Below are 19,516 nucleotides of genomic sequence, written 5' to 3' on the forward strand. Positions count from 1 at the left end.
AGGCGCCTGATGCGAAAGTGGCAAGGAGTGTCAGCGGCCACGGGATCGTGTCCGGACAGTTAAGGGAAAACGCTCGGGCCGCTCGGGAGCGACGGCTTTACCACGCGTGTGGTGCGTTGACCCAGATGGCTACGCATACCTCTTCGTAGCTGTTCTTGTACCAGTGGGGGATTTCGGAGGAGTAGGTGATCGAGTCGCCCTCTTCAAGGCTGTAGCAGACGCCGTCCAAATAGACGTCCTTACGGCCGGAGATGATGTAGCAGAACTCTTCACCGCTATGGGTAAAAGGGGTTGCGCTGGTGTCATGCCCTGGGGGCGTGCTGATCCATTGCGCTTCGATGCTTCCGTCCCGGTTGGGGGTGAGCAGTTCATGGACTGCCTCGCCCACCGATTCCCGGGTGACGTTTTTCAAGTTACGCCGTTCGGACCTGCGGACCACGGGGGACCGGGATTCGTCCTGGCCAATGAAGAACCTCCCTACGGGGATGTCCAGTCCATGTGCCAGTTGGGCCAGGGTGGTGAAGGACGGGTTCGCCATGCCGCGTTCGATCTGGCTGACGATTGCTTGGCTGAGGCCGGTGATGTCCGAGAGTTGGGCGAGGGTCATGCCCTTTGCCTTGCGCATGGTGCGCACCTTGTTCCCTACAGTCGCCAGCAATTCGCTGGTGGCCGGTGGAGCAGGAGTCTCGGTGGTCATTGCCGCATCCTTCGTTGGTGAGCTAACTCACACAACTATAGTGAAGATTTTTAGCCAGTCAACGATTTTCTCTTCACTAACGTGAATTTTTTTAGGAAAGTGGTGATTCCAGCTGGCAGATCGTGCCGAAGACGAAGGCATCGATCTCGTCCACCAAGGGGTTCAGTTGTACCAGATGCTCGCCGTTGGGCAGCAGCTTCAAGTTGATTTCGAGTTCCGTGGCCAGCCTTCGCAGGCAGATGGCTCCCACCATCTCGCTGGACGTCTTCAGGCTCAGCACCGCATCCATGGCGTCTTCCAAGTCCAGATTGTCCAGGGCGTGGTGGAGTCGGGCCACCCTCCAGGGCAACATCGCCACGTAGTTCCGGACAAAAGAACTCACAATGGCGTGGTCCCCGCCCAACTCTGCCTGGAGTTCGGTGAGGACGGTGTGGTCCACCAGCGAGTCTGTACATTCGTCGAACTCGGACACCAAACTCCTCCCGCCTCCAGACAATGGATTTACGATTCAACAGTAGGACCGCCCGAACGGCGCAAGTGCCGCAAAATCAAAGCTTGATCCAATCTTGAGCGGACCCAGAGGAAGTCTTGAGAGGACTGCCTGAAAGTAATACTGACCAGTTGAGTGATCGCGGAGCAGGGGGAATCCGGGCATGAAATTTTGGAACGCAAACAGCATGGACGGCGGTGTTCGGCCCCCAGCGGGCCTCATGGTCATCATCGTCTTTTGCATGGCCGTGTTGCTGGGGATTGGTGGAACCTCGGCCTACGCATTGTGGGAACAGTCATCCCACGCCCAAACGGATCAGAGCGGCTCCGCGTCCTCGGCCCCCTAGCCCTTCTCAAGGAATTCCGTCAGCCTCTCTTCGAGCACTGAGCGGTCCTTGAGTTCGCATTCCCACACCGTCAGGACTGCCCAGCCGGCGGCATGCAACTGCTCCCGTTGTGCGGAGTCGCGTTCCCGTGTTCGGCTGCGCTTGGCTTCCCAGAACTCGGCGTTGGCCGCAGGCGCATGGAGGCCCACTTTGCAGTCGTGGAAGTGCCAAAAGCACCCATTCACGAAAATAACCTTGCGGCGCCCTGCGAATACCAGGTCCGGACGGCCCGGCAGCTTGCCCGCGCCGGCCCGTCCGTGGAGCCGGTAACGGTACCCCTTGGCATGCAGGAGGCTGCGGACCAGCAGTTCCGGTTGGGTGTCCTTGCCCCGGATCCTGGACATGTTGCGGCTGCGCTGTTCGGGCGTCAGCAGGTCACGGCTTGGGCCCATGGGGCCAGCCTACGCGCCTACGCCTGGAGGCTTCCGTGACGGGAACATTCGGCAGTCCAACCCAGCGGAGTGACCTGGACCTTCATGCGGCGCCTGCACCGGGCGCAGTACCTGGGCGGTTCCATCGCCAACTGCTGTTGGCAGCTGTGGTGGGCGCCCGACGTCGGACTCCCGCCTTGGGTGCCCGTCTCGCGTGGGGCGTCGCCGCGGCAGTGTCCGCAGTAGCGGGCTTCCGTGGTCACAGCGACTTCTGGAGTTCCTTGATGGGCATGTTGAGCTCCACCAGAAGGTTGAGGTCCGCGGTGGCGGGGCGGCCCAGGGTGGTGAGGTAGTTCCCGACGATCACGGCATTGATCCCACCCAGCAGGCCCTCCTTGGTGCCAAGGTCGCCGAGGGTCAGTTCCCGCCCGCCGGCGTAGCGCAGCACGGTCCGGGGCATCGCGAGCCGGAATGCCGCGATGGCGCGCAGGGCGTCCTTGCCGTCCATGATTCCCTGGTTTTCCAGTGGGGTTCCGGGGCGGGGATTGAGGAAGTTCAGAGGGACCTCATGCGGCTCGAGTGCGGCGAGCTGGGCTGCGAGTTCGGCTCTTTGGTGGAGCGTCTCGCCCATACCGATCAGGGCACCGCAGCACAGCTCCATCCCGGCAGCCTTGACCATGGCGCAGGTTTCCAGGCGTTCTTCATAGCTGTGCGTGGTCACCACCTGCGGGAAGTAGCTCCGGGCCGTTTCGAGGTTGTGGTTGTAGCGATGCACGCCCCACTCCTTGAGCTGGTCCACCTGGCGCTGGGTGAGCATGCCCAGCGAGCAGGCGATGTTGATGTCCACTTCCTCGTTGATGCGGTCGATGGCGAACTTGATCTGGTTCATGAGCTTGATGTCCGGACCGCGGACGGCGGCCACGATGCAGAACTCGGTGGCTCCAGTCGCAGCGGTCTCTTTCGCAGCCTTGACCAATTCCGGGATATCCAGCCAGACGCCGCGGACGGGGGAGTCGAACAGGCCGGACTGGCTGCAGAAGTGGCAGTCTTCGGGGCAGCCGCCGGTCTTGATGGAGATGATGCCCTCCACCTCTACGTCCTCGCCGCAATGCCTGAGCCGGACCTCGTGTGCCAGTTGCAGCGCGGCAGGAATCGCTTTGTCCGGGAGTTGGAGGATCTCTACAAGCTGGGCTTCGGTGAGGCCTTCGCCGCGTTCCATGACCTGCTCCCTTGCGAGGTCAAGAATGGCGTATCCGGTGGTTTCGTGGGGCGCTTCCGTGGTCATGAACAAGACGGTACCCACGCCACGGAGCAGCGATTTTGTGGGGTGCGTACAAAGCGGTTGCTGCGATTTTGGAACGTTGAGGCTCCTGCGTGGATGGTACGGCTGGTGCAGAAGTTACAGCCGTGAAGCATGCCTGTGGCTGGTTTCCCATGTTCAACGCTGACGGCAACCCCAGCGACGCCAAACTCCTGTGCCACGTCACCGGCCTTGAGTTCGAGCGCCGCCCGGACATGCTGCGGTCGGCCCAGGACGGGCCCGACGGCGAACCCCAGTACATCTCCTCCCTCACCTTGTCCACGGACAAGTCAGGGGCATTGGTGCTGCCGGCTTCGGAGCGGTAACTGTCCGCACCCGGCCAAGATGCGGCGGAGCGCGTTGGGGCATCACAGCGCGCCCTGCTGTTTTTGAGTTAGCGGCTGAAGAGCTTTTTGGTGAACTTCGCGAAGCGGCCGGGTTCTTTCGAGGGGTCGATGATGGTGGGTTCCGCTGTCAGGTCGGTTCCGCGCTCCGTGACCGGGCGGCGTCGGTTCTTCCAGTCGACCGAGTGGAACTGGGGGTTGTAGACGGGCGGGGTGATGCCTTCGGCGCGGAAGATGTCCCACATCCAGGGCGGGATGTTGTCGACGGTTCGGGGATAGTAAAGCAGGTGTTGGGCCCAGTGCTTGGCGACGGCCGGTTCGCCGCCTGGATACCAGTGCCCATCACTCATTTTTTGAAGGTGCTCTTCGTCAAAGACTTCCAAACGTCCCGGGGCAGTGGGAAACACCTGAACCTCGGCTGTGGTCCAGACACCCGCTCCACGAACGTAAGACCGATTTCTAACTTCGGTGAGCCATACTTCCAGGGCCTCGTGAGAAAACCGGTTGCCCTCGAACCCGTATGATCGTGAACCCTCGGTAGTTGTGATCCTTCCCCATCCGAATGTGTCACGTCCTCGGAACAAGAGCCGCCGGAACACCGCAAGGTCTCCTGCCGCGAAACCCTTGGGGCCGAACGCCTCGACTCTCAGTGCCTCGAGCCCGTCACTAACAAGCTGATCTGTGGCATCGGAAAAAGTAGTCACTGGAAGTCCTGATCATCTGCTGGCAAATTGTTGAAGACGCGGGAGATCCGTTCATCTGCCCCAAAGGCATAGGTTAGCCGGGTTGAGGCCGGGACGCCTGCCGTGTCTCCGCCCACTAGTTCCATTTCCCATGTGAGATCCACTGGATCTCCGGCAGTCAATTTAGTTTTAACATTATTGATCACTTTCATCTCGACGTCGTGGAAATTTTGTTCATCATTGGGTAAGCCCGCTCCGCGGTTCTGCCACTGATGCTGCGGGAAGAGACCGGCTTTCTCCCCGATGAAACCCAGGGCGGATGGGCTGGCGTGGCCGCCGTCGTAGCCGGGTCCGCCGAGTCTGCCGGCCTTCCATTGTTGGTAGCCGTTCCGGTTCGAATTCCCTACGAGGGTGGAGACTACGTGGCCCTTGGCGGAGGCGAGGTGGGCGTACTGGTCCATGACGAGGGTGAACGTGTTCCGCAGGCCGCCGTCCACTTCGGCTATGACGTTGTAGGTCACGTTGGGCGTGGGTTTGTTCAGCTCCGGCGACCACGCACCCCTTACACCTGCGTAAGTGTCCACGCGAGTGACGTGCCCGGTTTCGTCGGTGTAGTACTTCTCAAGGGAGGGCACATCGACGTTTCCGTCGCTGCCTTTCATGACGCGCCGGTTCTCGACGATGTACTCGGTGTTGGGCTTGAGGTTGGTTCGGGCGGCGAAGTTTTCCTTGCGGTGGATCGGGAAGCTGGGATCGCCGTGCCGCAGCGTCACAGTGTCGGTCACGTGCCCGGGTTTGGGGAACCTGGTCTCCATCGTCGAGGCAAATGACGACCGCGGGGTGTCCGGTTCTGCGCGGTGGGACGGCGTGAAAGCGGTCGGGTTGTCCTCCCGGATCTTTGCGGCTTTGGCCTCGAGCCCGTCGGCGAGACCGGTGTGGGTGTGGGTGAGGGTACCGTGGGCGTCGGGAAAAGCGGCCTTGGGCAGGACTGCGTCTGCGGCCCGTACTCCGTCGGCGAGCTTGGTGAGGGCCTCGGCTGTGGCATGCTTGGCGCCGGTGACAAGTTCGCCTGCCGCTGTCGGAACAGCTCCAGCAAACTTCCAGGCACCGACGCTGGCTTTGGTCAACGCGGCTTGGACCTTCGCGGTGGTGGCGGGGGCGAGGATGTCCGAAACTTTCAACGCCAGGGAGCCCGGCTTGGCAAGGAAGTCCCCGGCGGTGAGAAGGATATGGGAGCTCGCGGCGAGCCTGGCGGCGAACGCCTCGTACTTGGCACTCTCCATGGCGGCTATGGACATCCGTCCGGCGACTGCCCCCGCTTTGCTGAAGACCGTCCCTGATTTGATGGCTGCCCCGGCGCCGTAGCCCACGAAAGCACTGGCCACCGTGAACATGTTTTGGCCTGCGGCCCAGTTCGGATTGGTGGCGTGCTCGTTGGTGTGGATCAGGGCGGGTCCGAGGGATCCGAGCAGTTCCTCGGCCTGGGCCACCTCCTCGGCGTGCTCCTTCCGGAAGCCCTCGTTTACTTTGGCCCAATTAACAGTTAGAGCAGCACTGGCCAGGGCGCCGACCCCGCCCCAAGCCAGCTCGAATTTGGTGTCGTTTCCGGTCCCCACGAATGACCACACGCCGTCCACCAGCTCAATCGCGCCTGCGCCAAAGCCCTGAATGAACCCCAGGGCGTCGTGTGGCCGGTAAGGCACCGTCGCCCGGCCCCACGGCGGTTCCGGCTCAGGGTGGTCCACGCCAAGTGTGGTACCGGCGTCGTACAGAATCTCATCCACCACGCTGCCCGACCGCAGATCGACCCGTGGCAGTTCCCTGGCGGTGTAGACCGTGCCGCCGGAGACCTCCGCCAGGGACGCGGCGCAGGTATTTTGCGCTGACAGGTATTCCTCATGGATTGCCTTGATATCAGCGGCGAGCCGGGCGCGCCTGTCGCTGAGGTCGGCGTCGCCGTTCCATGTCCGGTGCTCGGTGATGGTGATCTCGTCATCCTTGAGCCGGTGGGTGACCTCAACGCTGGTGGGATAGACCGAGATGTCCGCATCCAAGGTGTGTACAGCCCGGCTGTACGCCGCCAAACGAAGCTTCAAGTCCCGGCAGGTGGTGGAGAACGTCTCAAGCGCCGTTGCCGAGGCCGTCGCTGTGCTTTGGACGCGCTGCGCGGTGGGGGTCAGATGATCAAAGGCCACCAGTACGCTCGCCGACTCGTCGGTCTTGTACGAGGTGGAGAGCTGCCGCCACAGTGCGGTGGTGGTGCAGAAATCCGTCAGGAAATCATCAGCGTGCTGCCGCAACGAACGTGCTCCGGCATCCAGGTCGTCAACGTCGGGCAAGGCAAAACCACCCGAAGGATTCAATCCGGACGATGTCTCAGGGAAGGCACTCATCTCTAACCCCGCAGGGGCAGGGCGGGGCCGCCATGGACTGGTGACGGGTCGGGAGCCTCCACCTGGGCGGCGCTGCGCTGGGCAATGGCGGCCATGTCCAGGTCACCTTGCCGGTAGAAGGCCAGGGCCTTCGCCGTGGAGGTGATGATGGTCTCTGACCGGCTGGCCACCTCGGTGGCAGCAGGCGTGAGCTTGAGTTCCACCACGTCATTGAGTGCATTCAGGACCGCCGCCGCCTCCGGTGGGATTGCCTCTGATGCTTTCTGCAGTGCCTTACCCATCCCGGCAACTGACGGCTGCGTCGTCTCAATCTGTGACGCAGTGGCAGTGAGCGTAGTGGTTGCAGCAGCCAAGTCGATATCCCAAACACCCATCAAGGGCCCCCAACAGCCTCGAAGTTCACCCACCAAGAACCAGATGGGTGGCGCAGACCGGAATTGGTCACACGGCCGGGGTCATTGTGAGCACACGAAAATCGGTCTAGGTGGCAAAATATGGCCTCCCTAGACCGAAACGGGGGAAATTAGGTGCTGATATCCAAAAATTAGGTGGAAGAAAAAATCATCTAGGTGGTGGACTTCCTGGTTGCGCGCACGAAAAAGGACGCCTTGGCCGGTGAGCCAAAGCGTCCTTTTCGCTGATGCAGGTTACTTGTCGAAGGCGTCCTTCGCGGCGTCCTTGACGTTTTCGCCGGCCTGCTTGGCCTTCGCGGCGGCCTGGTCGGCAACACCCTCAGCCTGCAGTTCCTCGTTGTTGGTAGCGTCACCCAGGGCTTCCTTTGCCTTGCCGGTGACTTCCTGGGCCTTGTTGCTGATCTTGTCTCCGAGTCCCATGCGGGCCCCCTTCCGGATAGTCGAACGCTGACAATCGCTAGATTACCTAGCAATTCTGTAAGTTTGCTGAGTACCCGCTGCGGTCTTCCCGAGCGTTGGCATCAGGGCTTGAGGACCACCTTGATGCAGCCGTCCTCTTTCCTCTGGAACTTCTCGTAGAGCTCCGGGGCCTCCTCCAGACCACCGGTGTGGGTGACCAAGTGCATGACTCCCAGCGGATCGGCGTCGTCCTCAACCAAGGGGAGCAGCTGGTCAGTCCAGCGGCGCACATTGCACTGCCCCATGCGGAGTTGTATTTGCTTGTCGAACATCGTCATCATCGGCATGGGGTCCGCCTGCCCGCCGTACACGCCGCTGAGGGAGATGGTCCCGCCGCGGCGGACCAGATCGACGGCGGTATGCAAGGCGGCCAGCCGGTCCACGCTGATGGTCTCCATGGCAACTTGCGCCGGCTTGTCCGGAAGCAGCGAAACGGCTTTATGGAGGAACGACGCCACAGGGGAGCCGTGCGCTTCCATGCCCACTGCGTCCACGACGGAATCAGGTCCTCGGCCGAGCGTCGTGTCCCGGATCATTTCCGAGATGTCAGGGCTGTAGTCCATCGTCTCCACGCCATGTTCTTCGGCCATCGCCCGACGTTCAGGGACCGGGTCCACGCCAATGACCCGGAAGCCTTTGTGTTTGCCTATCCTGGCAGCGAACTGTCCAACAGGTCCCAACCCCAGCACGGCCAGCGTACCGCCGTCGGGGACGTTGGCGTACTCGACCGCCTGCCAAGCGGTGGGCAGGATGTCTGAAAGGAACAGGTACCGCTCGTCGGGCAGGTCGGAGTCCACTTTGACGGGGCCGTAGTCGCCGAACGGAACCCGGAGGTACTGTGCCTGTCCGCCGGGAACGGAACCATACAGCTCGGAGTAGCCAAAGAGTGCCGCACCGGAATGCTTTTCCTTGACCTGGGTGGTTTCACACTGCGACTGCAGGCCCTGGTTGCACATGTAGCAGCGGCCGCAGGAGATATTGAACGGGACGACCACGCGGTCGCCCTTCTTCAGCCTGTGGACTTCGGATCCCACTTCTTCCACAATGCCCATGGGCTCGTGCCCTATGACGTCGCCCTTGTGCATGAAAGGCCCGAGGACCTCGTAGAGGTGCAGGTCCGAGCCGCAAATCGCTGTTGAGGTAATCCGAACGATCACATCCGTGGGTTCCTGGATGATCGGATCCGGTACGTCAACGACGCCCACAGAGCGTCGTCCCTGCCATGTCACTGCTTTCATTGTCGATCTCCCTGCTCTTGCCTGGAGGCGTCCCGCGCTGCAGGAGACCCTCCCAGCGAATCAGAGTCCGTTGCCCGGCACAAGGACCCGGACTCCTCGACAGCTTCCAGTGCCGGCCCTACATTGGGCCCATGAGCGACGAACCGAACGAACAGCAAAAAGAGCCCGGCGAGGTTTCGGAACCGGCGGTTCCTGCCGACGTCGAACCCCAGGAAAGTACACCAGGCAAGGGCGGCTTTACGACCGAAGTCGATCCCACCTTTATCCCCGATGACTCCGGCGAAACGCCGGAAGAGAAGCGTGCGCGGGAGCATCCCGAGGCGACCGGCAGCTGATTTACGGCAGCTGATTCACGACGGCGGCACCCACCTTGGGCGGGATGTCGGCGTCGGCCTGCGCCCAGGTATTAGTAAGTAGCCTGATGATAAGATTGGTGGAAGGTACGTGGGCCAGGAGCGGCGCCCCAGAAAGCCGCTTACCAAGGAGGCAATCCGCATGGATACCGGGCTTTTGGTTCTGATCATCGTGGTGGCCGTCGTCGTCATAGCCGCCGTGATCATCGCAGTGGTGGTTGGACGGCGGCGAAAGACCGAAGCCAACCGACATCGGGCAGCAGACTTGCGCGAAAAGGCCGACCAGGAAGCCGTTGGCGCACACCAAGCTAAAGCAAAGTCTGCACAGGCCGAGGCAGCCGCCGTCCAGGCCGAAGCGGAAGCCAACCGGCTGCGTCGCGAAGCCGAACGCCGCTCAGCCCAGGCAAAGGAAGCCAGCGGGCGCGTAGAGGAACACTTGCGCCATGCAGACAAGATCGACCCTGACGTCAACACGCGTTCCGGCGACTCGAATCGCGATCGTACCGACAATGGGGACGGCGTTCGCAACACCGAAGACGACGGCAAGCGCCTGACGCGGGACCGTACGGCCAGGACCGCTGCTACCCAGGATGATTCGCCGCCCGAAAGGGCTTTACGCGACGGCGACTGGAACGCATAGTTTCCAGAAAGAGACGGAGGCAGGAAGTGAGCATCGTGGTACGGCGAACAGGTCAGGACATGCGCGCAACGGAGATCAAGCCCAAAAGGCACTCAGTGGACGTGGTTCTTGGCCACTTGGGGGAAATCGGTCCGGCGGTGGCAGCGCTGCGGCGTGAATCGTCGAGGCTCGCTGAGTGGGGCGAAGAGCTGGCCCGAGTGAAGCTTCGCGGCGGCAGGATCATCGCGGCGGGCAGCGAAGGTTCGTCACATGAAGCCGACCGCTTCACCGCTGAACTCGCGTACCACGACGCCCGCAATGGCGGCGACGGAAAGTCTTTCACCACCATTTCGGCCCAATCTGACCAAGAAGGAGGCAGCATCGCCGGGCAGATTGCCAAGCAGGTTCGTCGTGGAGACATCGTGGTCCTGTTTGCCTCCCGTGGAATTGCCGATGATCTCCGCGAAGCCGCTGCTGCCGCCAAGTCTGCCGGTGCCAAGGTCTGGGCCTTGACCGGAAAGGAGTCCAGGGAGCTGTCCCAGTCCGTGAGCGAGGCTATCTGGATCAACACCGACCCACCCCACGCCGAAGAAGCACACCTTGTCGCGGTGCTGACCCTCTGCGAGTGCTTCGACGAATCGATGCGGGAGCTAACAAAATAAGGAAGACATCTGTCGTCGGTATTGGGACAAATATTTCGGTGAGATCAGTGCACTCTTGGAACGTCCGGCCATGGCCGAGCGTGGGTTGTGATCTGCGCCTCATCTGGAATAGTTGCAGACGCCGCACAGTTGCCCAGAGTGAACCTGATTCATTCTGAAAGGAACTGCGCATGCTGTTTTCTCCCCTGGCACTCGGTGAGCTTGAACTTCCCAACCGCTTGGTCATGGCGCCCCTGACCCGTCTCCGCGCCGGGCTCGAAGGCGTGCCCAACGACCTCATTGTGGAGCACTACCGCCAGCGTGCGTCCCTTGGGCTGATTGTCAGCGAAGGAACCTACCCGACCCCGGCCGGCCAGTCGTACACGGGGCAGCCCGGGTTGGTCACCGCTGAGCAGATCGCCGGCTGGAAGAAGGTCACGGACGCCGTCCACGCCGACGGTGGCAGGATCTTCGCCCAGGTGATGCACGGTGGCCGCGTTTCGCACGCTGACATCACCGGTGGACACGAGATCGTCGGACCCAGCGCCGTTGCCATCGAAGGTGAACTCCGCACTCCGAAGGGCAAGCAGCCGTACCCGGTTCCGCGCGAACTCCGTACCGACGAGCTCCCTGCCGTGATCCAGGAAATCGTCACAGCTTCCCGCAACGCCATCGAGGCAGGGTTCGACGGCGTGGAACTGCACTCCGCCAACGGCTACCTGCTCCACGAGTTCCTTGCTCCCAACTCGAACGTCCGCACTGACAGCTACGGTGGCTCGCCGGAAAACCGTGCAAGGTTCGTCATCGAAACCGTCAACGCAGTGGTGGAAGCCCTGGGAGCCAACCGCGTCGGCATCCGGATTTCTCCGGAACACAACGTGCAGGGCATCGCGGAGGTGGACGCAGCAGACGTGCGCGCCACGTACGAGGTCCTGGTGGACACCATCGCTCCGCTGAACCTCGCGTACCTCAGCATCCTTCACCATGATCCCAAGGGGTCCTTGGTGCAGGACCTCCGCGAGCGATTCAACGGCACGTTCCTGGTGAACACCGGCTTCACTGAAATCACCACGCGCGATGAGGCGATCGCCTTGGTTGCGGACGGTCTTGCCGATGGCGTGGTTGTTGGCCGTCCCGCCATCGCCAATCCTGACCTCGCCCGCCGCTGGCGCGAAGGCCTTCCGGTCAACCAACCGAACGCAGCCACGTTCTACGCGGACGGCGCAGAGGGCTACACGGACTACCCGTTCTACGCCAACTAAGCGCGAAGCACCCCAGCAGGACCTCGACGCCGGCACTTACCCGAGTGCCGGCGTCGCACGTTAACCGGTGCGAACCCAACTGGATCGCAGATCAGGCCGTTCCCAGCCCTGGGAACGACTTGATCTGCGACGCAGTTGGGGGAGCGGGGGCGGAATGTGACGCCGAAAAGGAGGGCGCTTGTTGGGAAGTTGGAGGGTTAGGCAGGGCGTTCCTATAGGATTTGGGCATGCCTGAAGCTTCCCCGAGCTCCGTCCGTACCGGCTTTCCCGTAAGCCGCCAAGTCCTTGCCGACCATGTTTATGAAGCCCTACTTGAGTGGCTCATGGACGGTCGGCTGGAGCCCGGCGCGGCCGTGAGCATCGACGGAATGGCCCGGGAACTTGAGGTCTCGCCCACTCCGGTGCGCGAGGCGCTGGCCAGGTTGGAGCACACCGGCATGGTCAGGCGCGTGGCGCTCAAGGGTTACCGCGTGGCGCCGGTTTTTACCCGCGAGGATTTTGCTGAGCTGATGGAGGCCCGGCTGTCGATCGAGCCCGTCAATGCGCGGTTGGCGTGTACAAGGATGACGCCGGAAGGGCTGGATGCGCTGAAGCAGGCCGTGGAGGATTTGAAGACGGCGCCTCGGGGTGGCACGTTCGCGGAGTACCGGAGCTACCTCGAAGCCGACGAGCGCTTCCACCAACTCATCGCGGCTCAGGCCAACAACCAGTTCCTTCTCGCCGCCTACAACACCCTGGGTGGGCAGATTCAACGCTTCCGTCTGTTCGGGGGAGTGGGCATCACGGACGCCGAGCAGGCCATCGCAGAACATCAGGCCGTCCTCGATGCCATGCTGGGCGGCGATCCAGAGCAAGCTGCCCAGGCAATGGTTCACCACGTTGAGCAGGTCCGCGGTCGGGCCATCGCCGACGCTCCCAAGGGCTGACCCGCGCCGGAAGAACACGTGTGGCGCGGCCGTTCGCGCCGTCCGCACCAGTTTTGCATGGGTAGCGCACCCGTTCGCGCCTAGCGCGCCTGTGATTACGGGTGCGATTGGCGGCAAGTGGTGCGCCCGGCCCCTTAGCCCTTGCGGCGCACCCGTTTGCGCTTTACGCACCCATTGTGCGGAGCCGGCGCACCCGTTCGCGCCTGGTGCGCCTGTGATTACGGGTGCGACTGGCGGCAAGTGGTGCGCCCCGCCTGTTAGCCCTCCCGTGATCCCCTTCACAACTATATGTAAGACATATAGGATCTAGGAAGTTTCCAGCAAGGGGTTGACAGCTTTGCCTGATTCGTAAATCCTATAGGAAACAGGATTCCACGAAGGAGTGATCACACATGGCGTATACCGCCGAAAACTGGCCCATCACCGCGGCTCTCCTGCAGTTCCCGGGCACTGACGCCTCGGGCTTGCAGGTCAATGACGCCGATGCTTCCGTGTGGGCCGAGGTATTCAAGGAAGTGAAGGATGCAGGTTTCGCCAACGCAGACCTCACCGATAGCTGGATCCGTCCCGGCGACCTCAGCAAGGAGCGACTCGCCGAGTTCAAGCAGACGGCCGATGAGGTTGGCATCGGCGTTCCCGTCATCTCCGCCATTCGCCGCAGCGTCATCCACCAGCAGGACTGGGCCGAGAACCTGGCCTACAGCCACCGCACCATTGACGCCGCGGCGGAACTCGGCTGCGAAGTTGTCTCCTTCGGCCTGCACCAGGCCATCACCCCCGAACAGCAGAAGCAGCTGTGGTTCTGGACCGTGGAGGGTTACAAGGACCCGTTCGGTGACAAGGAAGCCTGGAACAATGCAGTGTCCCGCATCCGCGAACTCGGACAGCATGCCGCTGAGGCAGGCATCCTGGTCTCCCTGGAGATGTACGAGGACACCTTCCTCGGCACCGGCGATTCCTCCGTCCAGCTGGTGCAGGACATCGGACTGGACAACGTTGGCCTCAACCCGGACCTTGGCAACCTGATCCGCTTGCACCGCCCCATCGAGGACTGGCGCGAACTGGTCCACAAGACCCTGCCGTACTCCAACTACTGGCACATGAAGAACTACATGCGCGACGAGGATGTAGCCCGCGACAGCTACATCGCCATGCCCGCGCCGATGGAGAGCGGCCTGATCAACTACCGCGAGGCCTTCAAATACGCCCTTTCCGTTGGGTTCCAAGGCATCCTCTGTGTAGAGCACTACGGGGGAGACGGTCTCAGCGTCACCGCGAGCAACCAGGACTACCTGCGCCGCCACGTCCTGCCCAAGAAGGACGGCTACGCACTGGGCCAGAGCAAGGTTGCCCAAGGTCGCCAGCCCGCGTCCACCCAGTTCGCCGGGGTCTAGGAAACCATGACGCAGATCTTTGACAACCCCGCGGATTTCGCCGACGAGGCGTTGGACGGCTTCGTCGCCGCAAACCGGAATTACGTGGCCCGCGTTGACGGCGGCGTGGTCCGCTCCACCGAGGTTCCCGCAGGACAGGTATCGCTCGTGATCGGTGGCGGTTCAGGACACTACCCGGCCTTTGCCGGCCTGGTTGGGCCGGGGCTCGCGGCAGGCTCGGCCTGCGGCAACATGTTTGCTTCCCCGGCTGCCGGCCAGGTGTACCGGGTGGCCAAGGCCGCAAATGCCGGTGGCGGTGTGCTGCTCAGCTACGGCAACTACGCCGGAGACGTCCTCCACTTTGGACAGGCCCAGCTGCGGCTCAACGCCGAAGGCATCGAGACCCGCACCGTCCTCGTCACGGATGACATCGCCAGCGCACCCATCGATGAAATCGGGAAGCGCCGGGGCATCGCCGGTGACCTCACCGTTTTCAAGATCGCAGGAGCCGCTGCCGAGGCGGGACTGGACCTTGACAACGTCGAGCGTTTGGCCATCAAGACCAACTACCGCACGCGTTCGCTCGGCGTGGCCTTCAACGGTTGCACCCTGCCCGGTGCCAAGGATCCGTTGTTCCACGTCCCCGCAGGGCAGATGTCCCTCGGGCTAGGAATCCACGGCGAACCCGGGATCTCCGAGCACCCCATGCCCACGGCCTCCGAGCTTGCCGAACTCCTGGTGACCAGGCTCCTCGCGGACAAGCCCGAGGACTCAGGGGACCGGGTGGTTGCGATCGTCAACGGCCTGGGCACGGTGAAATACGACGAACTTTTCCTGCTCTTCGGCAAGATCGAGAAGCTCCTGACTGCCGCGGGTCTCACCATCGTTGAGCCCGAATGCGGCGAGCTCGTAACCAGCCTGGACATGTCCGGCCTGTCCCTGACGCTCCTGTGGCTGGACGAGGAACTGGAACAGTATTGGTCGGCCCCTGCCGACACTCCCGCCTTCCGCAAGGGAAGTATGGCGCCGCGCGCCCTCCGCACCTCAGCGCTGACGGACGACGCCGAAACCGCCGAAAGTGAGCAGCCCACCCCTGCGGCGGCTGAACTCGGGCGGCAGGCCACCGCCGTCATAGCCCAGGTGAGGGACGTCGTCGTCGAGCATGAAGAGGCACTCGGCAAGCTGGACGCGATCGCCGGCGACGGCGACCACGGGATCGGCATGCGCCGTGGCGTGGAGGCGGCCGCTGCAGCCAGCGAGGCTGCCTCCGGTTCCTCGGTAGCCTGCGTCCTCCTCGCGGCCGGCGAGGCCTGGAGCGAAAAGGCCGGCGGTACCTCGGGCGCCCTCTGGGGCTCGGCTGTCATTGCCGCAGGGCAGGCACTCGGCAACCGGGATTCGTACAGGTCGGTTGACGCACGTGGCGTCGTGGCCGCTTTCGCCAACGCCATCACCGAACTCGGCAAGGCAGACGCCGGGGACAAGACCATGGTGGACGCCCTCCTGCCGTTCCGGGATGCGTTCCTGGCAGAGCTCGACGGCGGAGCACCCGTGGACCGGGCACTGGCACTGGCCGCTGCGGCAGCCGAGTCCGCTGCCGCGGCAACCGCTGAACTGCGCCCGTTGAAGGGCCGGGCACGTCCCTTGGCGGAAAAGAGCCTCGGCCATCCGGACCCCGGAGCGGTCTCGTTCGGACTGATCGCAGCACGCATCTCGCAATTCCTCGATTCACAACTGGCCGCTGCCTCTGTGCCGGCCGGAGACGGAGCATGAGCATGACCAACACCCAAGGCTGGCGAATCGTCGTCGGCAACGATGAAGCAGGCGTTGAGTATAAGAACGCTCTCAAAGCCCTGCTCGAAGCCGACCCACGCGTGGCTGCCGTGACCGACGTCGGCGTTGGCGCCAACGATTCCACCGCCTACCCGCACGTCGCCGTGGACGCAGCCCGCAAGGTTGCTGAAGGCGAAGCGGACCGCGCCTTGTTGATCTGCGGAACAGGCCTCGGAGTAGCCATCGCGGCCAACAAGGTCCCCGGAATCCGCGCTGTGACGGCACATGACGCATACTCCGTGGAACGTTCCGTGCTGAGCAATAACGCCCAAGTCCTCACTCTCGGCCAGCGGGTGATTGGCTTGGAACTGGCCAAGAAGCTTGTGGCCGAATGGCTCGGCCACCGCTTCGACGAGAACTCCGCCTCCGCTGCCAAGGTGGACGCTATCTGCTCCTACGAACCCGACTACACGAAGGCGGTCTGATCATGACCTCAACGCAAACCCAAGCCCGCAAGATCGCCGTCGTAGGTTCCGGTTATATGGGCGGCGGCATCGCCCAGGTGCTGGCCCTAGGCGGTGCCCGTGTGGCCTTGGCGGACGTGTCCGCCGAAGTTGCCCAAAAGAACTACGACCGCCTGCTCGAAGAGTCGGATCAGTTCATCGCAGACGGCCTGTTCCCGGAAGGCTCCACGGAGATCCTCAAGCAGAACCTGTGGGCAGCCAAGGACATCGAAGAAGCCGTTGCTGGTGCCGATTTCATTGAGGAAGCCGTGCCCGAGGTCCTGGAGATCAAGCACCAGACCTTGGCCCGCATCAGCGCCGCAGCCAAGCCGGACGCACTCATCGGCTCCAACACGTCCACCATCTCCATTGCGGCTCTGGCCGAGGCCGTCACCAACCCTGAACGCTTCCTTGGCGTGCACTTCTCCAACCCGTCGCCGTTCATCCCGGGCGTCGAGGTCATCCCGCACGCAGGAACGTCCGTGGAAACTGTGTCCGCATCGCGTGACCTCGTCCACGCGGCAGGCAAGCAGACCGCCGTCGTGAAGGACGTTACCGGCTTCGTGCTCAATCGGCTGCAGTACGCGCTGTTCCACGAGGCGGCACAGCTGGTGGAGCAGGGGATCGCAACGGCGGACGACGTCGACACCCTGGTCCGTACGACCTTCGGCTTCCGCCTGCCGTTCTTTGGGCCATTTGCCATCGCGGACATGGCCGGCCTGGACGTCTACAACTTCTGCTACAAGTCCCTGCAGACAGGATTCCCGGAGCGCTTCGCGACGCCGAAGATCCTCTCCGACCTGGTGGAAGCAGGCAAGCTCGGCACCAAGACCGGAGCTGGTTTCCTCAACGTTCCCGCCGAACGGACCCCGGAACTCATCGCCTACCGCAACAAGGCCTATGTGGCCATGCAGAAGCTCATTGAAGAGCTTGGCCCGGCACCCATCAACTGACACTTTTAGGAGAAAAGACATGACTTTCCCCGCATCACGCACCGCAGTGGTTACCGGTGCAGTCTCCGAGCGTGGCATTGGCCGCGCCACCGTCAACTACCTCGCAGCACAGGGGTGGAACATCGGCATCATCGACCTTGACGACGCCGCCTGCAAGGCCGCCGCCAAGGAAATCGCCGCTGAATACGGTGTCCAAGCCCACGGCGTCGGAGCCAACGTCTCCAGCGAAGCCGAAGTCCGTGCCGCCGTCAATGAACTCGAGGCCGAACTGCCGCAGATCGTGGCTCTGGCCAACGTGGCAGGCGTCAGCTCGCCCATCGGCTACCTGGAACTCGAGCCCGCCGAATGGGACCGCGTGCTCAGCATCAACCTCAACGGCGTGCACTTCGCAACCCGCCGCGTGGCCGAGTCCATGGTGAAGAACCGGATTGGCCGCATCGTGAACATCTCGTCCGTCTCCGCCCAGCGTGGCGGCGGCACGTTCTCCAAGACCCCGTACTCCGTGGCCAAGGCAGGCGTCATTGGCCTGACCCGCGCCACGGCCCGCGAGCTGGGTGAGTACGACATCACTGTCAACGCGATCTCGCCGGGCCCGATCGATACCGACATCATGGGCGGAACACTCAGTGACGAGCGCAAGGACGAGTTGGTCAAGGACCTCGTGGTCAACCGCGTCGGATCCACCCGCGACATCGCAGCAGCCATCGCCTTCCTCATCAGCGAGGACGCCGGATACATCTCCGGCCAGACGCTGAATGTGGATGGCGGGCTGTACATGCACTAGGAACGTCCATGCGGACCTGGACCCGAGAACGCAAGATCTACCTCGCCATAGGCATCCTCGCCTGCGCAGTGGGCCTGGTGCTCATCTTCATCCCGCGCTGACGGATCGTCTCCGCGCAGGGTTGCCGCGTGGATGGCGCGCGCCCTCACAAGCCATCTCCCCCAACTGACTACTCAAAGAGGAGTTTCAATGTCCGTTGCCTCAACTTCCACCAAGGAGTTGCTGGATTCGCCGGTCTTGAAGTCGGCTATATCCAAGGCTTCCTTCCGACTGATGCCCATGTTGGTCATCCTGTATGTTGTTGCCTTCCTGGACCGCACCAACGTTGGCTTTGCAGAAGCCGCCCTCGGTGTGGACAAGGGCATCACGGCCGGTGCCTATGCACTGGGTGCCGGTATCTTCTTCATTGGCTACGCACTGTTCGAGATCCCCAGCAACCTGCTGCTCACCAAGTTCGGCGCGAAGGTGTGGCTGGCACGCATCGCCGTGACGTGGGGCATCGTGTCCGCGTGCTTCGCGTTTGTGCAGGGCGAAACGTCCTTCGTGATCCTGCGCTTCCTGCTGGGTGTCACCGAAGCAGGCCTGTTCCCGGGCGTCATCATGTTCCTGGCCGCCTGGTTCCCCAACAAGGTCCGTGTGAAGATGTTTGCCATCTTCTACCTGGCCCAGCCGTTCTCGCAGATGATCGGCGCTCCGCTCTCCGGGTGGCTCATCAACATCGGCGACCAGGTTCCCGGCGTGGCCGGCTGGCAGGTCATGTTCTTCGTGGAGGGCATGCTGGCCGTGCTGGCAGGCATCGCAGCGTTCTTCTTCCTGATCAACAGCCCGCAGGAAGCCAAATTCCTGAGCAAGGATGAGAAGACCGCACTGACTGATGTCATGGCGCTCGAGGATACCGTCAAGGAAGAATCCGGTCCCCGTGGCGTGCTCGCTTCCATGCGGAACGGCAAGGTCTGGTACTTCACCATCATCTACTTCTGCCTGCAGATCGCCGTCTATGGCGTGACGTTCTACCTGCCGCAGCAGGTGGCGCAGCTGACCGGCCAGAAGGTGGGCCTCGCCGTCGGACTCCTGACCGCCATCCCGTGGTTCTTCGGCATCTTCGCCTGCTTCTTCATCGGCAAGGCAGCCAACACGGTCCTCCGCCGCCGTCGCTGGGGCACGGCCCTCTTCGTCTCCACCGGTTTGTGCATCTTCGGATCCGCGTGGGCCGGCGCCAACCACCAGCCGACGCTCGGCATCATCTTCATCACCCTGGCAGTGTGCAGCTTCCTCGCCATCGGACCGATCGCGTGGTCCTACCCGACCGCGTTCCTCACGGGCACGGCCGCGGCCGCAGGTATTGGCCTCATCAACTCCCTGGGCAACCTGGGTGGCTTCGTCGCTCCGATCCTCCGCACCACAGTCAATGAGGTCACGGCATCGGACACCGGAACCATGGGCGTCTACGCCCTCGGGGTGTTACCGTTCCTGGCCGCGATCATGATGTTCGGAACCCGGGCCTTCACCAATAAGGCTGACGAGTTGTTGGGCAAGTGAAGTTGCCTGAGGCCCTCTAC

Annotated in this window: 21 protein-coding genes and 1 pseudogene; 13 read left to right on the forward strand and 9 right to left on the reverse strand. The window is 62.8% G+C overall.

The window, feature by feature from the left end; translation table 11 throughout:
• Positions 1 to 97: 97 nt before the first annotated feature.
• Positions 98 to 697 carry a helix-turn-helix domain-containing protein gene (locus tag ACIPV6_RS14420; protein WP_387437916.1) on the reverse strand — a complete coding sequence of 200 codons (600 nt, stop codon included), beginning with the start codon at positions 695 to 697 and terminating at the stop codon, positions 98 to 100.
• 91 nt (positions 698 to 788) lie between these two features.
• The gene (locus ACIPV6_RS14425; protein WP_400271528.1) at positions 789 to 1,169 is read right to left on the reverse strand and encodes an Hpt domain-containing protein; all 381 of its coding nucleotides are present in this window, start codon (positions 1,167 to 1,169) and stop codon (positions 789 to 791) included.
• A 181-nt stretch (positions 1,170 to 1,350) separates the two neighbouring features.
• Here ACIPV6_RS14425 and ACIPV6_RS14430 point away from each other — a divergent pair, with 181 nt between their 5' ends.
• Positions 1,351 to 1,533: a hypothetical protein gene (locus ACIPV6_RS14430; RefSeq protein WP_400271529.1), complete on the forward strand. Its 183-nt coding sequence runs from the start codon at positions 1,351 to 1,353 to the stop codon at positions 1,531 to 1,533.
• Here ACIPV6_RS14430 and ACIPV6_RS14435 read toward each other — a convergent pair.
• Both ACIPV6_RS14435 and bioB read right to left on the reverse strand, forming a co-directional pair.
• Entirely contained in the window at positions 1,530 to 1,964 is a 435-nt protein-coding gene (locus ACIPV6_RS14435; RefSeq protein ID WP_400271530.1) for a very short patch repair endonuclease, read from the reverse strand. The two genes, ACIPV6_RS14430 and ACIPV6_RS14435, sit on opposite strands and share 4 nt — an antisense overlap.
• Positions 1,965 to 2,202: 238 nt before the next feature.
• Positions 2,203 to 3,228 carry a biotin synthase BioB gene (gene bioB, locus ACIPV6_RS14440; protein ID WP_400271531.1) on the reverse strand — a complete coding sequence of 342 codons (1,026 nt, stop codon included), beginning with the start codon at positions 3,226 to 3,228 and terminating at the stop codon, positions 2,203 to 2,205.
• Between the two features lie 146 nt (positions 3,229 to 3,374).
• On the opposite strand from bioB, the pseudogene ACIPV6_RS14445 reads away from it, so the two are divergent.
• A pseudogene (locus ACIPV6_RS14445) lies at positions 3,375 to 3,569 on the forward strand (hypothetical protein); the annotation flags it as partial.
• Positions 3,570 to 3,637: 68 nt separating this feature from the next.
• On the opposite strand, the gene ACIPV6_RS14450 reads toward ACIPV6_RS14445, so the two are convergent.
• The 5 genes from ACIPV6_RS14450 to ACIPV6_RS14470 all read right to left on the reverse strand — a co-directional run bounded on the left by ACIPV6_RS14450 (position 3,638) and on the right by ACIPV6_RS14470 (position 8,773).
• Positions 3,638 to 3,937: a hypothetical protein gene (locus tag ACIPV6_RS14450; protein WP_400271532.1), complete on the reverse strand. Its 300-nt coding sequence runs from the start codon at positions 3,935 to 3,937 to the stop codon at positions 3,638 to 3,640.
• A gap of 350 nt (positions 3,938 to 4,287) precedes the next feature.
• Complete coding sequence (locus ACIPV6_RS14455) at positions 4,288 to 6,663, reverse strand: hypothetical protein (protein WP_400271533.1); 2,376 nt, start codon at positions 6,661 to 6,663, stop codon at positions 4,288 to 4,290.
• A 2-nt stretch (positions 6,664 to 6,665) separates the two neighbouring features.
• Entirely contained in the window at positions 6,666 to 7,037 is a 372-nt protein-coding gene (locus tag ACIPV6_RS14460; protein ID WP_400271534.1) for a DUF6507 family protein, read from the reverse strand.
• A gap of 273 nt (positions 7,038 to 7,310) precedes the next feature.
• The gene (locus tag ACIPV6_RS14465) at positions 7,311 to 7,496 is read right to left on the reverse strand and encodes a CsbD family protein (RefSeq protein WP_400271535.1); all 186 of its coding nucleotides are present in this window, start codon (positions 7,494 to 7,496) and stop codon (positions 7,311 to 7,313) included.
• A gap of 101 nt (positions 7,497 to 7,597) precedes the next feature.
• Positions 7,598 to 8,773, reverse strand: a complete 1,176-nt coding sequence (locus ACIPV6_RS14470) for a zinc-dependent alcohol dehydrogenase (protein ID WP_400271536.1) — start codon at positions 8,771 to 8,773, stop codon at positions 7,598 to 7,600.
• Positions 8,774 to 8,904: 131 nt separating this feature from the next.
• On the opposite strand from ACIPV6_RS14470, the gene ACIPV6_RS14475 reads away from it, so the two are divergent.
• The 11 genes from ACIPV6_RS14475 (at position 8,905) to ACIPV6_RS14525 (ending at position 19,496) form a co-directional block, all read left to right on the forward strand.
• Positions 8,905 to 9,108 (forward strand): hypothetical protein, encoded by a 204-nt coding sequence (locus ACIPV6_RS14475; RefSeq protein ID WP_400271537.1) that lies wholly within the window; start codon positions 8,905 to 8,907, stop codon positions 9,106 to 9,108.
• Positions 9,109 to 9,268: 160 nt separating this feature from the next.
• A complete protein-coding gene (locus ACIPV6_RS14480; protein WP_400271538.1) occupies positions 9,269 to 9,766 on the forward strand; it encodes a hypothetical protein in 498 nt (165 codons plus the stop codon).
• 26 nt (positions 9,767 to 9,792) lie between these two features.
• Entirely contained in the window at positions 9,793 to 10,407 is a 615-nt protein-coding gene (locus ACIPV6_RS14485; RefSeq protein WP_400271539.1) for an SIS domain-containing protein, read from the forward strand.
• 170 nt (positions 10,408 to 10,577) lie between these two features.
• Positions 10,578 to 11,648 carry an alkene reductase gene (locus ACIPV6_RS14490; RefSeq protein WP_400271540.1) on the forward strand — a complete coding sequence of 357 codons (1,071 nt, stop codon included), beginning with the start codon at positions 10,578 to 10,580 and terminating at the stop codon, positions 11,646 to 11,648.
• Between the two features lie 227 nt (positions 11,649 to 11,875).
• Positions 11,876 to 12,574, forward strand: a complete 699-nt coding sequence (locus tag ACIPV6_RS14495; RefSeq protein ID WP_400271541.1) for a GntR family transcriptional regulator — start codon at positions 11,876 to 11,878, stop codon at positions 12,572 to 12,574.
• 392 nt (positions 12,575 to 12,966) lie between these two features.
• Positions 12,967 to 13,968, forward strand: a complete 1,002-nt coding sequence (locus ACIPV6_RS14500; protein WP_400271542.1) for a sugar phosphate isomerase/epimerase family protein — start codon at positions 12,967 to 12,969, stop codon at positions 13,966 to 13,968.
• A gap of 6 nt (positions 13,969 to 13,974) precedes the next feature.
• Positions 13,975 to 15,717: a dihydroxyacetone kinase family protein gene (locus ACIPV6_RS14505; RefSeq protein WP_400271543.1), complete on the forward strand. Its 1,743-nt coding sequence runs from the start codon at positions 13,975 to 13,977 to the stop codon at positions 15,715 to 15,717.
• Between the two features lie 2 nt (positions 15,718 to 15,719).
• Entirely contained in the window at positions 15,720 to 16,202 is a 483-nt protein-coding gene (locus ACIPV6_RS14510; RefSeq protein ID WP_400271544.1) for a ribose-5-phosphate isomerase, read from the forward strand.
• A 2-nt stretch (positions 16,203 to 16,204) separates the two neighbouring features.
• A complete protein-coding gene (locus tag ACIPV6_RS14515) occupies positions 16,205 to 17,173 on the forward strand; it encodes a 3-hydroxyacyl-CoA dehydrogenase family protein (RefSeq protein ID WP_400271545.1) in 969 nt (322 codons plus the stop codon).
• Between the two features lie 19 nt (positions 17,174 to 17,192).
• Positions 17,193 to 17,957, forward strand: a complete 765-nt coding sequence (locus ACIPV6_RS14520; RefSeq protein ID WP_400271546.1) for an SDR family NAD(P)-dependent oxidoreductase — start codon at positions 17,193 to 17,195, stop codon at positions 17,955 to 17,957.
• Positions 17,958 to 18,146: 189 nt separating this feature from the next.
• Entirely contained in the window at positions 18,147 to 19,496 is a 1,350-nt protein-coding gene (locus ACIPV6_RS14525; RefSeq protein WP_400271547.1) for an MFS transporter, read from the forward strand.
• Positions 19,497 to 19,516: the final 20 nt, after the last annotated feature.

Source organism: Paenarthrobacter sp. NPDC089988 (assembly GCF_044748465.1).
In the GTDB taxonomy this organism is placed as follows: domain Bacteria; phylum Actinomycetota; class Actinomycetes; order Actinomycetales; family Micrococcaceae; genus Arthrobacter.